Source organism: Eggerthella guodeyinii, from assembly GCF_009834925.2.
GTDB lineage: Bacteria > Actinomycetota > Coriobacteriia > Coriobacteriales > Eggerthellaceae > Eggerthella > Eggerthella guodeyinii.
The window spans coordinates 1887865-1902104 of the sequence record NZ_CP063310.1; the positions used below are offsets into that span (position 1 = coordinate 1887865).

A 14240-nucleotide genomic window follows, 5' to 3' on the forward strand; every position below is an offset into this window, starting at 1 on the left:
CTGGGGCGCGGAGGCTTGCGGGTGCGGGCGCGCCGGGGCGCCGGGAGCGGGGCGGGGTCGGTCTCGCGGGTGCGGGGTGCCGTGCTGCCGCGCGTCGGCGCTGTGTGCGGGATGGGGTTCGGCCGCCGTCTTGGCGGGCGGCGTTGCTTGCGGACGGGCCGGCGCGCGGCGCGCCGATCCGCGGCGGGCACGCCGTGCGATCGGCGTTGCGGGAGGCGCGCTGGTTCCGACCGGCTCGGCAGGAGGCGCGCTGGTGCCGGACGGAGCGCCGGGCCGCGGGGGCGCCGCGCGGGAATACCCGCTTGCGCGACGCCCTCCTGAAATGTTACTATTGGTATAACATTTAGTGACGAGGGGGCTTCTGCATGATCGATCGGGCGTTGTTCGCGCTGGAGGGCATCCGCGGGGCGCTTGCGGCGCTGGTGGCGCTCGCGACGGCTCGCGCGCTGCTCGCGGTCGGGCAGGCGTGGGCGCTGGCCAGCGCCGTCGTGCATCTGTGGGAGGGCGCGCCGCTCGCCGACCAAGGGCTGCTCGTCGCCCTGTTCTTCGCCTGCTTCGTGGGCGGCCAAGGCGTGCGCTACGTCCAGGACGCCTACCTCGACCGCTACGCCTACGCGCGCATCGACGACCTGCGCCGCAAGCTATTGCAGGCGGTGTTCGGCCAGGGCGCGCGCATCGTGCAGGAGACGGGCACCGGCAGCGTCACCGCGCTCGTGCTCGAAGGCGTCGACCAGGTGGAGACGTACCTGCGCCTCATCCTGCCGAAGATCGTGTGCGTGGTGGTCGTGCCGTTCGTCGTGCTCGCGTGCGTGTTCCCGGTCGACTGGGTGTCGGGCCTCATCATGCTCGTGATGTACCCGGTCATCGTGTTCTACATGGGGCTCGTCGGCGCCACGGCGAAGGCGGCCGCGTCGCTGCAGCACGAGGAGTACCAGCGCCTGTCCAACCACTTCATCGACTCGATGCGCGGCATCGACACGCTCAAGCTGCTCGGCCGGGGCAAGAGCCACGGCGCGCGCATCTTCGAGGTGAGCGAGCGCTTCCGAGAGGCCACGGTGAAGACGCTGCGCATCGCCACGCTGTCCGGCTCGGTGCTCGACCTCATCTCCACGCTGTCGCTGGCGGCCGTGGCCATCATGCTGGGGTTCCGCCTGGTGGACGGCTCGATCGCCTTCTTCCCGGCGCTGTTCGTGCTCGTGCTGGTGCCCGAGTACTTCAAGCCCATCCGCGAGTTCGCGAGCGACTACCACGCCTCGCTCGACGGCAAGAACGCGCTGGCCTCCATCCAGGCGATCATCGCGTCGGCGGCGGTCGGGGAGGGCGAGCGGGCGGCGGGCGACGTCCCCGCGTGGAGCGAGGAGGCCGTCCTCGAGCTCGACGGCGTGGGCTTCTCGTACCCCGAGCACGAGGCGCTCGCGGGCGTCACCTTCGCGGCGCGCGGCTTCGCGCGCATCGGCGTGATCGGCGCGAGCGGCTCGGGGAAGAGCACGCTCGTGAACCTGCTGGGCGGCTTCTCCGCGCCGAGCGCGGGCACGGTGCGCGCGTCGGGGCGGACGCTGGCCGACCTGCGCGATCCCTCGTGGCAGCGCCAGGTGCTCTACATCCCGCAGGATCCCTACCTGTTCCACGCCACGCTGCGCGAGAACATCGCGTTCTACCGTCCCGACGCCGGCGACGAGGACGTCGAGCGGGCCGTGCGCGTCGTGGGGCTGGAGGATCTCGTGGCCGAGCTGCCCGAGGGCCTGGAAACGCTCGTGGGCGAAGGCGCCCGCGCGCTGTCGGGCGGCCAGGCGCAGCGCATCGCGCTCGCCCGCGCGCTGCTCGACCGCTCGCGGCGCATCCTGCTGTTCGACGAGCCCACGGCCCATCTCGACATCGAGACGGAGTTGGAGCTGAAAGAGCGCATGCTGCCGCTCATGGAGGGCCGCCTCGTGTTCTTCGCCACGCACCGGCTGCACTGGGTGCACGACATGGACGCGGTGCTGGTCATGGAGGACGGGCGCGCGGTCGAGTTCGGCGCGCCCTCTGAGCTCGCCGCCCGCGGCGGCGCCTACGCGCGCCTGGCGGCGCAGGCGGAAGGGGGCCCGCGATGAGCCGCGAGGAGAGCCTGGCGGGCGCGCTGCGCCGCGACGCCTGGGTGAAGCCGTTCTTCTTCCGCTACCGCAAGGCGCTTGCGCTGGCGCTGCTGCTGGGCGTGCTGACGTTCGGGTTCGCCTCGGCGCTGATGGTGACCTCGGGCTACCTCGTGAGCGCGTCGGCCGTGGCCGAGACCATCCTGTTTCTGCACCTGCCGCTCATCTTCGTGCGCATCTTCGGCGTGGGCAAGCCCATCCTGCAATACCTCGAGCGCCTGACCAGCCACGACTGGGTGCTTCGCATGACGAGCGGCCTCAGGCTCAAGCTGTACGGAGCCCTCGAGCGCGACGCGGTATTCTTCCGCGCCACGCACCGCACGGGCGACGTGCTGGGCCTGCTGGCCGAGGACATCGGGCACATCCAGAACCTGTACCTGCGCACCGTGTTCCCCACGGTGGTGGCGTGGCTGCTCTACGTCGTCCTCATCGCGTGCCTGGGCTGGTTCTCGCTCTGGCTCGCGCTGGCCATGCTGCTGGTGCTGGGCGTAGCGGTGTTCCTCGTGCCGCTCGTGTCGGTGCTGGCCAACGCGGCGCGCCAGGCCCGCCACAAGCAGATGAAGAACGAGCTGTACGCCGAGCTGGCCGACAACGTGCTGGGCGTGTCGGACTGGGTGTTCGCCGGTCGGGGCGACGAGTACCTCACGCGCCACAAGGAGCGCGAACGACGGATGCGCGCCGTCCAGGAGCGCATGGAGCGCTTCGGGCGCCGCCGCGACCTCGTGCTGCAGGCCCTGTTCGGCCTGTGCGCCGTGCTGCTGCTGGTGTGGGCGGGCGGCCGCTTCGGGCCGGAGGGCGGCGACGCCGCCAACTGGATCGCCGCGTTCGTGCTGGGCTTCTTCCCGCTCATCGACGCGTTCGCGCCGCTGTCGTCGGCGGCCGTGGAGGCCGGCGCCTACCGTGACTCCATCGCGCGCCTGAACGACCTGCCCGAGCCCCGCGAGGACGCCGCGCCCGCGCGCGAGCCGCGCGCGCCCTTCGACGTGCGCGTCGAGCATGCGGCGTACCGCTATCCCGGCGCCGAGCGCGATGTGTTGAGCGACGTGAGCCTGACGGTGCCGCAGGGCCAGCGCGTCGCCGTGCTGGGCCGCAGCGGCGCGGGCAAGTCCACGCTGGCCTCGCTCGTGCGCGGCGACGTGCGGCCGAGCGCGGGCAGCGTGACGCTGGGCGGCGCGCCGACGGCCGAGCTCGGCGACGAGGCGGCGCGGTGGATCGGCGTGATCCAGCAGCGCACGTACCTGTTCAACATGACGCTCGCTGACAACCTGCGCCTCGGGCGCGAGGACGCCACCGACGAGGAGATGTGGGACGCGCTCGACAAGGTGGGGCTGCGCCCGCTGGTCGAGCGGCTTGACCGGGGCCTCGACACGATGGTGGACGAGGCGGGCCTGCGCTTCTCGGGCGGCGAGCGCCACCGCATCGCGCTCGCGCGCGTGCTGCTGCAGGACGTCCCCGTGGTCGTCCTCGACGAGCCCACGGTGGGCCTCGACCCCCTCACCGAGCGCGCGCTGCTGGACACCCTGTTCGAGGCGCTGGCGGGCAAGACGGTGATCATGATCACCCACCACCTGGCCGGCGTGGGCGCCCTGGATCGCGTCGTGTTCGTGGAGGACGGCCGCATCGCGCTCGACGGCTCCCCGGACGAGCTCGCGCGCACGAGCGCGCGCTACCGCCGCCTGCTCGCCTTCGACCGCGGCGAGGCGGCGCGGTAGCGGCACGCGGGCCGCTCGGCGAGCGCGCAGCAGGGCGGTCGCGTCCTCGGGCGCGAGCGCGCACGGTCGAGCGCTTCGTCGAAGAACTCGCACGACGTGCGATGGTCGGGGCGCCTCCTGTTCCTGCGTGAATCCCTCCCCGTTTCCGCGCAGTTCTCATCCAAATGGTGCGGTTTTGCGCTCCGGGGCGCGACGCAGGGCAGCGCGGTTGAAGGCGACCTGGGGAAACGCTTCCGATCGGGAAGGCGTGGGGCTGCAAGGGCCCGCAGCCCCGTTCGGAGGAGGCGACCCGTCGGGGATCGTTCGCCGAACGGGATGCAGAACAAATGTTTCACGTGAAACATTTGTCGCAGGGCGATGCGACCAGGTGCCGCGGGGTTTTCCCGCGTGTCGGCGCCGCTCGGCGCGCTGTTGTATTTACAACGGATGTCGTCGCGCCTGTGCGGTATGGTTCCCCTGACACGAAAAGGCGGGGAACGAGGAAACGGGGCATCCATGAGGAAAACGGTGAGGCTTGGGCGCGTCCTTGCGAGCTGCGCCGTCCTCGCGTTCGCGTGCGCGCTCGGCCTGGCGGCCTGCGCCGCCGCGCCGAGCGACGGCGCGCCCGCCGCGGCGGGCGCGACCGCGAGCGCCGCGCGCCAGGCCGGCGACGAGGCGCTTCCGGAGCTCGACGGCGCGTTCGCCTACACGCTCGTGGAAGTGGTGTCGAAGGACGCCGCCGCGGGCAGCCTGGAGGTCCGCGCGCTGCCCTGGGACCTCGACGGCGCGTTCGCGAAGAGCGGCCTCGCGGCGGGGGAGACCGGCACCGTGTCGTGCGCGCAGCTCGTGCTGTTCCCGGCCGGCATCCCCGACGGCCACGCCGTGGTGGTGGCCAGCCCGGCCGCCGACGCCGGCTCGTTCCTCCTCGTGGCGTGCTCCATCGAGAAGCCTGCCTGGTTCGAGGCCCGGCTCGCGCGCCTCGACAACGCCTGACCCCGAGAGAAGAGGCCCCTCATGCTTCCGTTCGTCCCCGCGTTCGTCCCCAACCTGCTGCAGGCCGCTCCGTTTGCGCTGGCCTTCGCCCTGCTGTGCGCGAAGCCGCTGCGGCTCCATCCCGGGCCGTTCTACCTGGCGTGGGCGGTCGCGTGCGCGCTGGTCGCCTGGTTCGACCCCGTCTTCGCGTCGCCCGTGCTCGACGCGGCCGTGCAGCTGGTCACGTCGGCCTACACGGGCGTCTGCCTCTACTTCATCGTGATGTTCGCGGGCGCGCTCGACCGCACGCCGTGGGTCAAGCGCCTGCTGTCCGTCCGCTCGGAGCTGTCCGTCATCGGCGGCATCGTCATCGCGGCGCACCTCGTGCGCGTCGTCGGGTTCCTCGCGCTGTCGCTGACGCCGATGTGGGAGCGCGTGTGGGGCCAGCCGGCGGCCTCCGTCATGTTCGCGGCGGCGGTGATCGTGGGCGTGCCGCTGACGCTGACGTTCCTCGTGCCGTGGATCACCTCGTTCAAGGTTGTGCGCAAGCGCCTGTCGGCGAAGGCGTGGAAGCGCACGCAGCTGCTGGCGTACCCGTTCGTCATCCTTATGGCGGCGCAGGGGTTCCTGCTGGCGGTGGGGCACGCGCTGTACGGCTACCCCTACGACGGGCTCGCTCTGACGGCGGCGTTCGCGACCGACCCCGCGGGCTGGCTCGCGTCCTTCGCCGGGCAGGTGGCCACCGCGTGGCTGTACCTGGCGCTCGGCGTGGGCTACGTCGTGCTGCGCCTGCGCAAGCGCGCGCGGGACAGGGCGCGCCGAGCGGCCGCGCTCGTCGGGTAGGCGCCGCGGCCTTCGCATCTGATGATTCTTCGATCTTCGCGCCGCTCGGGCCGAGCTTCCGCTATCCTGAACGTTCGCGATAATTCCGGACAAGCAGAGCGATAAAGAGGCTTCATGAAGATCAACCATGCGATCCTGCACGTTTTCGACTTCGTGTCGTGCGTCAACGTGTATTCCCAGGAGGAGCTCGACCTTTCGAGCAAGAACGCCAAGCGCTACGTGACGAGCCACGCGAAGAAGGCGCTCGGCAACATGGACAGCAAGCGCGGCGAGTTCGCCGAGAACAGCATGTTCGCCGAGGAGCTGCGCAGCTACTTCCGCGGCCAGCGGGAATTCATCGACCTGTCCGTCCAGGTGGCCGAGTACATCGTCGGCGAGCTGGGGCGCATGGAGAAGACCGAGTCCGCCGACCTGCTGGTGCTCGACTTCGAGGACGACCCCGACAACACGGTGCGGGAGATGACCGACGAGGAGGCCGAGGCCGCCTACGAGGCGCGCGGCAAGCGCTACTTCGCGTTCATGCTGCTGGAGGCCAAGCAGGCCTACATGCACGAGGTGGGCTACGGCGAGAGCGGCGCGCAGAGAAACGACATCGCGCGCCACCACGCCATCCTGCCGAACCCCTCGCAGAAGGTGCCGTCGTTCGCGGTCATCGAGTCGAAGACGCTGTCGGTGTCGTTTTGCGACAAGGAGCGCACCATCGCCGGCGAGAACCGCTGGCTCATCCCGGACGGCCTGCTGCAGTGCTCGATGGAGGCGTCGAGCAAGGAGGTGTTCGACACGGTGACGCGCCTCGTTGAGGAGGTGGCCGAGGAGTACGGCGCCAACACGGCCGTGGCGGTGTCGAAGGCGAAGAGCTACGTGGCCGAGAACGCCGCGGAGTCCGACGAGCTGGCCCCGTGGGACCTCGGCGAAGAGGTGTTCGACGACGAGCCGCTGCAGAGGCGCTTCGAGGAGGCGCTGGCCGAGGAGGCGCTGCCCGAGCGCGTGGTGGTGGAGAAGAACGTGGCCAAGCGCGTGGCGAAGAACCACAAGATCCGCACCGACACGGGCATCGACATCACGTTCCCGGCCGAGTACGGCGAGAACCCCGAGTTCATCGAGTTCGTGAGCGGCCCGAACGGCCTCATCAACATCGAGCTCAAGAACATCGGCCGCATCGAGAACCGTTAGCGCAGCGAGCGCGACGAGAACAGGAGCATACCCATGGCAGAATTCATCTACCAGATGTACCAGGCGCGCAAGGCGCACGGCGACAAGGTCATCCTCGACGACGTGTCGCTGTCGTTCTACCCCGGCGCGAAGATCGGCGTGGTGGGCCCGAACGGCATGGGCAAGTCGACGCTGCTCAAGATCATGGCGGGCATCGAAGAGGTGTCGAACGGCGACGCGCGCCTCTCGCCCGGCTACACGGTGGGCATCCTGCAGCAGGAGCCGCCGCTCGACGACGACTTGACGGTCATCGAGAACATCGAGCAGGCGTTCGGCGAGGTCAAGGCCAAGATCGACCGCTTCAACAAGATCGGCGAGGAAATGGCCGAGCCCGACGCCGACTTCGACGCGCTCATGGCTGAGATGGGCGAGCTGCAAGACGCCATCGATGCCGCGAACGGGTGGGACCTCGACAGCCAGCTGTCGCAGGCCATGGACGCGCTGCAGTGCCCCGACCCCGACATGCAGGTGAGCGTGCTGTCCGGCGGCGAGCGGCGCCGCGTGGCGCTGTGCAAGCTGCTGCTGCAGGCCCCCGACCTGCTGCTGCTCGACGAGCCCACCAACCACCTCGACGCCGAGTCGGTGCTGTGGCTCGAGCAGTTCCTGCGCACGTACCCCGGCGCGGTGCTGGCCGTCACGCACGACCGCTACTTCCTCGACAACGTGGCCGAGTGGATCTGCGAGGTGGACCGCGGCCAGCTCTTCCCCTACAAGGGCAACTACTCCACGTACCTCGAGACGAAGGCCGCCCGCCTGGAGGGCCAGGGCCAGCGCGAGGACAAGCTGGCGAAGCGCCTGCGCTCCGAGCTGGAGTGGGTGCGCTCGAGCCCCAAGGCGCGCCAGGCCAAGAGCAAGGCCCGCATCGAGCGCTACGAGCAGATGGCGGCCGAGGCGCGCTCGTTCGAGAAGACGAGCGTGTCCGACATCACCATTCCCGTGCCGCCGCGTTTGGGCGCGAAGGTGATCGAGGCGAAGCACCTGCACAAGGCGTTCGGCGACCGCGTGCTCATCGACGACCTGTCCTTCACGCTGCCGCAGGGCGGCATCGTGGGCGTGATCGGCCCGAACGGCGTGGGCAAGACCACGCTGTTCAAAACCATCGTGGGGCTCGAGCCCCTCTCGGGCGGCGAACTGGAGATCGGCGAGTCCGTGAGCATCTCCTACGTCGACCAGAACCGCGAGGGCATCGACCCGAACAAGAAGCTGTGGGAGGTCGTGTCCGACGGCCTCGACTTCATGAAGGTGGGCGACCAGGAGATCCCCAGCCGCGCCTACGTGGCCAGCTTCGGCTTCAAGGGCCCCGACCAGCAGAAGCCGGCCGGCGTGCTGTCGGGCGGCGAGCGCAACCGCCTGAACCTGGCGCTCACGCTCAAGCAGGGCGGCAACCTCCTGCTGCTCGACGAGCCCACGAACGACCTCGACGTGGAGACGCTCGAGAGCCTGGAGGAGGCGCTGCTGGCGTTCTCGGGCTGCGCCGTGGTGGTCAGCCACGACCGCTGGTTCCTCGACCGCATCGCCACGCACATCCTGGCGTGGGAGGGCACCGACGAGAACCCGGGCACCTGGCACTGGTTCGAGGGCAACTTCGAGTCCTACCAGAAGAACCGCATCGAGCGCCTCGGCGAGGAGGCCGCCAAGCCCCACCGCGTCCACCGCAAGCTCACCCGCAACTAGCGCATCGCGCAGCGAGGCCCCGGGATCCCGGGGCCTCGCTGCGTTTCGGGGCGGGCGCGCTACCAGCGCTTGAGCGTGGGCAGCAGCGCGCCCATGAACGACACGGCCTCGTCGCGCGTGATGTGGCACGTCTCGGCCATGCCCGGGGCGCAGCGCTCGATGAGCTCCTCGAGCGTCTCGTCCCGGATGAACGAGCCGTCCGCGTAGCACCACGAGCAGAACTCGCCCGACGGCGAGCCGTCCGCTTCGGTGCCGTGGTCCTTCTCCTGGAAGAACGGCATGCCGCAGCTTTGGCAGAAGTCGCCGTCGGGCATCTCCAGCAGCAGGGTGACGGGCACGTCGCAGGTGGCGGCGATGAGCTTGCACATGTCGATGCCGGGCGAGGTCTCGCCGTTCTCCCAGCGCGAGACGGCCTGGCGGGTGACGAAGAGCTTGCGCGCAAGCTCCTCTTGGGTGAGGTTCCGCTCCTTGCGGATGCGGATGAGGGCGTCTCCGATGGCCACGGGGGCTCCTTTCGTCGGGCTGATGCGGTGCGACCATTGAACCATGCGAGCGCGCCTGCCGTAAAGAAACAAAGCGTTGCGTCGCCCGCTCGCGGGCGTTTGCAGGTATGATGTCACGACGAGACGGTGGAGCCTGTCGGACGGCCGCGCGGCCGAGAAGGAGATGAGAGATGTACGTAGTCTGCCTGGATTTGGAAGGCGTGCTGGTGCCGGAGATCTGGATCGCGTTCGCGGAGGAGGCCGGCATCCCCGAGCTCAAGCGCACGACGCGCGACGAGCCCGATTACGGCAAGCTCATGAACTACCGCCTGGACATCCTCAGGCAGCATGGCCTGGGCCTCGAGGAGATCCAGCAGACCATCGCGCGCATCGACCCGCTGCCGGGCGCGAAGGAGTTTCTCGACGAGCTGCGCGCCACGACGCAGGCCATCATCATCAGCGACACGTTCACCCAGTTCGCCCAGCCCCTCATGGAGAAGCTGGGCTGGCCGACCATCTTCTGCAACGAGCTGGAGGTGGCCGACGACGGGTCCATCAGCGGGTTCCGCATGCGCTGCCCGGAGTCGAAGCTCACCACGGTGCGCGCGCTGCAGTCGTGCGGCTTCGACACCGTGGCGGCGGGCGACAGCCACAACGACCTGGGGATGATCCGCGCCAGCAAGGCGGGCTTCCTGTTCAAGAGCCCCGACTCCATCAAGCAGGACAACCCCGACCTGCCGGCCTACGAGGAGTACGACGAGCTCATGGCCGCCATCGCAGGGGCCCTGGCGTAGCGAACGGGCCGACGATCTTCGGCCGAGGGAATCTATGGGCCCCAGGTGGGGCCCTGGAATGATGTCGGCTACAGGCTAGCGCTCCGGTTGCCGGGGGAGCGCCGTGCCGTGCGGGCGCTCGCGGGCGGCCGAGCGCAACGCGGCGACGACGCTCGCCGCGACGGTTTCCGCTATGCCGGAGGCGAGGAGGGTCTGGACGAGATTGGCGTTGTCGGGAAGGTAACCGTCGTCGCCCATGAGTTCCAGCATGCCGCCCAAGGCGAAGCGGACCGTCGCCATCGTCTCGGCGCTCAAGTCCGATGCCTCGATGTCGAACAGATCGAACCAGGCGTCCAGGATCAGGTGCTTGAGGACGACCGTGAGCTTTCGCGAGCCGTGCTTTCCGGCTACGAGCCCGATTCGGTACGTTCGTTTCGAAAAGTCCGGCCTGCTTGCCAGGGCGGCCAGCTGGGCGCTGCTCGGCCCGTTCTCCATCTCGCCGCTCAGCAGGAGCATGCGGGCCATCTCGCGCAGGAGCGTGTGGTCGATGGCCTGGGCCGCCAGAGCGTGCAATCCCTCGAAGTGGTAGTAGAACGCGTTCTTGTTGACCTGCGCGCGCTTCGCGATGTCCCCAACGGTGATCTGATCGTACGGTTTTTCGGCGAGGGCGTCCCAAAACGCCTCTTCCATGCGCTCGACGGCGCTGGGCCCCTCCTGGTCTTTGCGCGGACGCGGCATTCCTTCACCTCAAAACTAGCCAATGAGTACAATATCAACCATTTTTATTAGACACAGCAACCAATAAAATAGCATCCTGAGGATAAGCGATGCTGCGGGTCCGGTCAAGCGTCCGCAGCGCATTCGAAAGGAGGCTTCCGATGCTCGAGAAGCTCGGGAACAAGAAGTACGCGGTGCCGTTGGCGATCGGCATCGTGGTGTCGTGCGTCATGTCGATCATGTTCTTTCCCATGGCAAACATGGAGATGAAGGAGCTGCCGTTCGCCGTGCTCTCGCTCGACGAGGGCGTGGAGACGCCGCAGGGCACGGTGAGCGCCGGCGACGCGATCGTCGAGAGCATCGTGTCCGCGACGGCGGCGGGTGACGGGGAGGATTCGCCCATCGCCTGGACGCGGGTGGGAAGCCAGGAGGAGCTGGACGAGGCGCTCGAGAACGGGGAGTTCTACGGCGCGCTCGTCGTGCCGGCCGATTTCAGCGCCCGCCAGGCCGCGGCGAAGCAGGCCGAGACGCAGGAGCTGATGGCCCAGGCCCAGGCGCTCATGGCCGCGCAGGCGCAGGGAAGGGGCGCCGCCGTCCCGGGCGAGGCCGCGGCGTCGGCCGCGTCCCCGGCCGCCGCCCAGGGTGCCGCCGCCGAGGCCGAAGGGGTCGAGGCCCCCGCGCTCAAGGTGATCCTCGACAAGGCGAAGAGCCCGCTCGTGGCAGGTCAGATGGGGACGAGCATCTCCTCGATGTTCCAACAGCTGGGCGTCGAGGTTGAAACCGAGACGATTCATACGGGAGCCACGGCTTCCGCAGGCGACGGTGCCGCCGCGGCCAACCCCATGGCCGGCATGATGTCGCTCCAGCTTTCCATCATGCCCCTGTTCATGGTCTCGGTGCTGACGGCCCTCGTCTTGAGCCGCGTGTTCAAGAAGCGGCCCGGCGCGCCGCGCTCCGAGCGGTGGAAGTCCGTCGGGCTGCAGGCGGCCTACGCTGTCGCGGCATCGCTCGTCGCGAGCCTGTGCGTGTACTGCATCCTGCTGTGGATCGAGGGAATCGAGGCTCCCATGATGGACTTCGTGCTGTTCCTGTGGCTCGCCAGCTTCTGCGTGATGCTGCTGTTCATCGGAGCGTTCAACGTCTCCACGGCGCTCGGCGGGCTGGTGGTGATCGCGGGATTCGCCTTCGGCATGATGACGGGGACGCTGCCCTTCGAGGTCCTGCCGGCGTTCTGGCAGGACTGGGTGTACCCGTGGGCCCCGCAGCGCTTCATAGGCGAGGGCGTGCGCGCCGTCCTGTTCCTCGAGGAGGGGGCTTGGAATGCGGGCAGCCTGCCGCTGCTGGTCATAGGCGCGGTGGGTGCCGTGTTGGCCTGCATCGCCGCCCTCGTGCCGGGCGGGAAGGCCGCGAAGGGGGGAGCCGCCGCCTAGGCGCGCGCTTCGGGGGCCGCGAGGAAGGGGGCGGGCTTCGGCGCGCCCCCTTCCTCGTGTGTGTCGATTCGGCGAACGACCGGCGGGGCGGAATGCTTCAAAACGGTGACCGCCCGGCTCCTCGTGGTAGTATGTTCCGGTTCAAGCGAACCAACACACGATCGAGGAGACAGACGTGCCATACAAGGTGAACGAGCCGGTGGGAGAGCCGAGGCGGGTCATCGACGACGAGCGGCTGAAGCGGATGATGGCGAACAACCAGCCGAGCTTCTTCGAGCGCAACCGCTACCGCCTCGTCACGCTCGCGCTCATCGCGATCAACGTGCTGGTGTTCGCGGTCGAGGTGCTGCTGTCGGGCATGCGCGTCGACGTATCCACGCGCACCCTCGTCGACATGGGCGCGATGTACGCGCCGCTCGTCCAATCGCCCGTCGACCTGTACCGCTTCGTCACGCCCATGTTCCTGCACATGGACCTCATGCACCTCGGCTTCAACATGGTGGCGCTGTTCAGCGTCGGCGAGGTGCTCGAGCGCGTGCTGGGCAAGGGGAACTACCTCGCGCTGTACTTCATCGCCGGCATCACGGGCAACGCGGTGTCCTACGCCGCCGACGTGCTGCTGGGCGGCGGGCCCACCGTGAGCGCCGGCGCTTCGACCAGCGTGTTCGGCCTGTTCGTGGCTGTGGCGCTGCTGGGGTTGCTGCACAGGGGGAACCGCTCGTTCTTCGCGCAGTACAGCAAGAGCATGCTCGCCGTGATCGGCGTCAACGTGGCCTACACGCTGCTCGTGCCCAGCATCTCCGTGAGCGGGCACCTCGGCGGCGCGCTGGGCGGCCTCATCGCCATGTTCATGATCCCCGCGAAGAACCTGCGCGTGCCGACGCCCGTGCGCATCGTCGTGGCCGTGCTGTGGGTGGCGGCGCTCGTCTACCTGCTCGTCTCGCAGGGAGTGCTCGGTGTCTAGCGAGCGCCGCGCCGCCGGCCTGCGGCCGGCTCAGCTGCTGGCGGTGGGCGGCATGCTGTTCTCGATGTTCTTCGGCGCGGGCAACCTCATCCTGCCGCCGCTGCTGGGCCTGCAGGCGGGCGACGCGGCGATCCCCGCGATGGCGGGCTTCCTCGCGGCGGGCATCGGGCTGCCGGTGCTCGGCATCGTGGCGGTGGCCGTGTGCGGCGGCGTGCGCGAGCTGGCCGGGCGCGTGAGCCCGCTGTTCGCCTCGGTGTTCATCGGGCTCATGTATCTCACCATCGGGCCGTTCCTCGCCATCCCGCGCACTTCCTCGACCGCCTTCGAGATGCTGAAGCCCCTGCTGCCCGCAACGGACGCGGCCGGCCTCGGCGTCGCGGCGGCCGTGTTCTCCGTGGCGTTCTTCGGCGTGGCGTTCGCGCTGGCGCTGCGGCCCGGTTTGCTGTCGCGCGTGCTCGGGCGCTTCTCCGCGCCGGCCCTCATCGCGCTCATCGTGCTCGTGGTGGGCGCCTCGCTGCTGGGCGGCTCGGGCTCCCCGACGCAGCCGCACGCCCCCTACGACGCGAGCCCCGTGTCGCACGGCTTCCTCACGGGGTACCAGACCATGGACCTGCTGGCGGCGCTGTGCTTCGGCATCGTGGTGGCCGCGAACGTGCGCGAGCTGGGCGTGAGCGACCCGAAGCGCGTGGCGGGCTCCGTCTCGGGCGCGGGCCTCATCGCCGGCGCGCTCATGATGGCGATCTACTGCGGGCTGGCGTTCGTGGGCGCGGCGATGGCGTCCTCGATGTCCGACGCGGCCAACGGCGCGTCCATCCTCACGGCGTCGGCGAGCGCGCACTTCGGCGCCGCGGGCACCGTCATCGTGGCGGCCATCTTCCTGCTCGCGTGCCTCAACGTGTGCACGGGGCTCATCTCGTGCTGCTCCGAGTACTTCTCCGAGGCCTTCCCGCGCATCCCGCTCGCGGCGTGGGCGGCGGCGTTCGCCGCGTTCAGCTGCGCGGTGTCGCTCGTGGGCCTCGACGCCATCCTCGCGTTCTCGGCGCCGCTGCTCGGCGCGCTGTACCCGCCGGCCATCGTGCTCGTGGCGATGGGCCTCGCGCACAAGCGCTGCGATAGGCTGCCGCGCATGTGGCCCTGGGCCGTGCTGGTCACTGCCGCCTGCAGCGTTGCCGTGGCGCTGCGCGACGCGTTCGCCCCGGGGCTCTGGCTGCCCCTCGACGCGCTCCCGCTCGCCGACGCCGGCCTCGGCTGGCTGCTGCCCGCGCTCGCTGGCGCCGCGATCGGCGCGGCGCAGTCGATGCGGGCCCGGCGAAACGCCGGGCCCGCACGGGGAGGGGATGCGGGGTAGCG

Annotated in this window: 12 protein-coding genes; 10 read left to right on the forward strand and 2 right to left on the reverse strand. The window is 69.7% G+C overall.

Annotated features, from left to right (window positions below; all coding sequences use genetic code 11):
* Window positions 1-365 precede the first annotated feature (365 nt).
* From cydD to ettA, 6 genes are all read left to right on the forward strand, one after another.
* Complete coding sequence (cydD, locus tag GS424_RS07830) at window positions 366-2093, forward strand: thiol reductant ABC exporter subunit CydD (protein ID WP_160941672.1); 1728 nt, start codon at window positions 366-368, stop codon at window positions 2091-2093.
* Window positions 2090-3844 (forward strand): thiol reductant ABC exporter subunit CydC, encoded by a 1755-nt coding sequence (gene cydC / locus GS424_RS07835; RefSeq protein WP_160941671.1) that lies wholly within the window; start codon window positions 2090-2092, stop codon window positions 3842-3844. The genes cydD and cydC overlap by 4 nt, the downstream gene beginning before the upstream one ends.
* A 495-nt stretch (window positions 3845-4339) precedes the next feature.
* On the forward strand, window positions 4340-4816 hold the full coding sequence (locus tag GS424_RS07840; protein WP_160941670.1) for a hypothetical protein: 477 nt from the start codon (window positions 4340-4342) through the stop codon (window positions 4814-4816).
* Window positions 4817-4837: 21 nt separating this feature from the next.
* Entirely contained in the window at window positions 4838-5638 is an 801-nt protein-coding gene (locus GS424_RS07845) for a ferric reductase-like transmembrane domain-containing protein (protein WP_160941669.1), read from the forward strand.
* A 114-nt stretch (window positions 5639-5752) separates the two neighbouring features.
* Window positions 5753-6811 (forward strand): nucleoid-associated protein, encoded by a 1059-nt coding sequence (locus tag GS424_RS07850; protein ID WP_154331833.1) that lies wholly within the window; start codon window positions 5753-5755, stop codon window positions 6809-6811.
* Between the two features lie 33 nt (window positions 6812-6844).
* Window positions 6845-8524 carry an energy-dependent translational throttle protein EttA gene (gene ettA / locus GS424_RS07855; protein WP_160941668.1) on the forward strand — a complete coding sequence of 560 codons (1680 nt, stop codon included), beginning with the start codon at window positions 6845-6847 and terminating at the stop codon, window positions 8522-8524.
* Between the two features lie 59 nt (window positions 8525-8583).
* Here the strand turns inward: ettA and GS424_RS07860 are convergent, their stop codons facing one another.
* Complete coding sequence (locus GS424_RS07860; protein ID WP_160941667.1) at window positions 8584-9027, reverse strand: zinc ribbon domain-containing protein; 444 nt, start codon at window positions 9025-9027, stop codon at window positions 8584-8586.
* Window positions 9028-9197: 170 nt separating this feature from the next.
* On the opposite strand from GS424_RS07860, the gene thrH reads away from it, so the two are divergent.
* On the forward strand, window positions 9198-9800 hold the full coding sequence (gene thrH, locus GS424_RS07865; RefSeq protein WP_160941666.1) for a bifunctional phosphoserine phosphatase/homoserine phosphotransferase ThrH: 603 nt from the start codon (window positions 9198-9200) through the stop codon (window positions 9798-9800).
* A gap of 75 nt (window positions 9801-9875) precedes the next feature.
* Here the strand turns inward: thrH and GS424_RS07870 are convergent, their stop codons facing one another.
* A complete protein-coding gene (locus tag GS424_RS07870) occupies window positions 9876-10517 on the reverse strand; it encodes a TetR/AcrR family transcriptional regulator (RefSeq protein ID WP_160941665.1) in 642 nt (213 codons plus the stop codon).
* A 140-nt stretch (window positions 10518-10657) separates the two neighbouring features.
* Between GS424_RS07870 and GS424_RS07875 the strand changes: the two genes are divergently transcribed.
* The 3 genes from GS424_RS07875 to brnQ all read left to right on the forward strand — a co-directional run bounded on the left by GS424_RS07875 (window position 10658) and on the right by brnQ (window position 14238).
* Window positions 10658-11926 carry a DUF3533 domain-containing protein gene (locus GS424_RS07875; protein ID WP_160941664.1) on the forward strand — a complete coding sequence of 423 codons (1269 nt, stop codon included), beginning with the start codon at window positions 10658-10660 and terminating at the stop codon, window positions 11924-11926.
* Between the two features lie 175 nt (window positions 11927-12101).
* Window positions 12102-12890: a rhomboid family intramembrane serine protease gene (locus GS424_RS07880; protein WP_160941663.1), complete on the forward strand. Its 789-nt coding sequence runs from the start codon at window positions 12102-12104 to the stop codon at window positions 12888-12890.
* Window positions 12883-14238, forward strand: coding sequence for a branched-chain amino acid transport system II carrier protein (gene brnQ, locus GS424_RS07885; RefSeq protein WP_160941662.1), 1356 nt, complete (start codon window positions 12883-12885; stop codon window positions 14236-14238). Before GS424_RS07880 ends, brnQ begins: the two co-directional genes overlap by 8 nt.
* The last annotated feature ends 2 nt before the right edge of the window (window positions 14239-14240 follow it).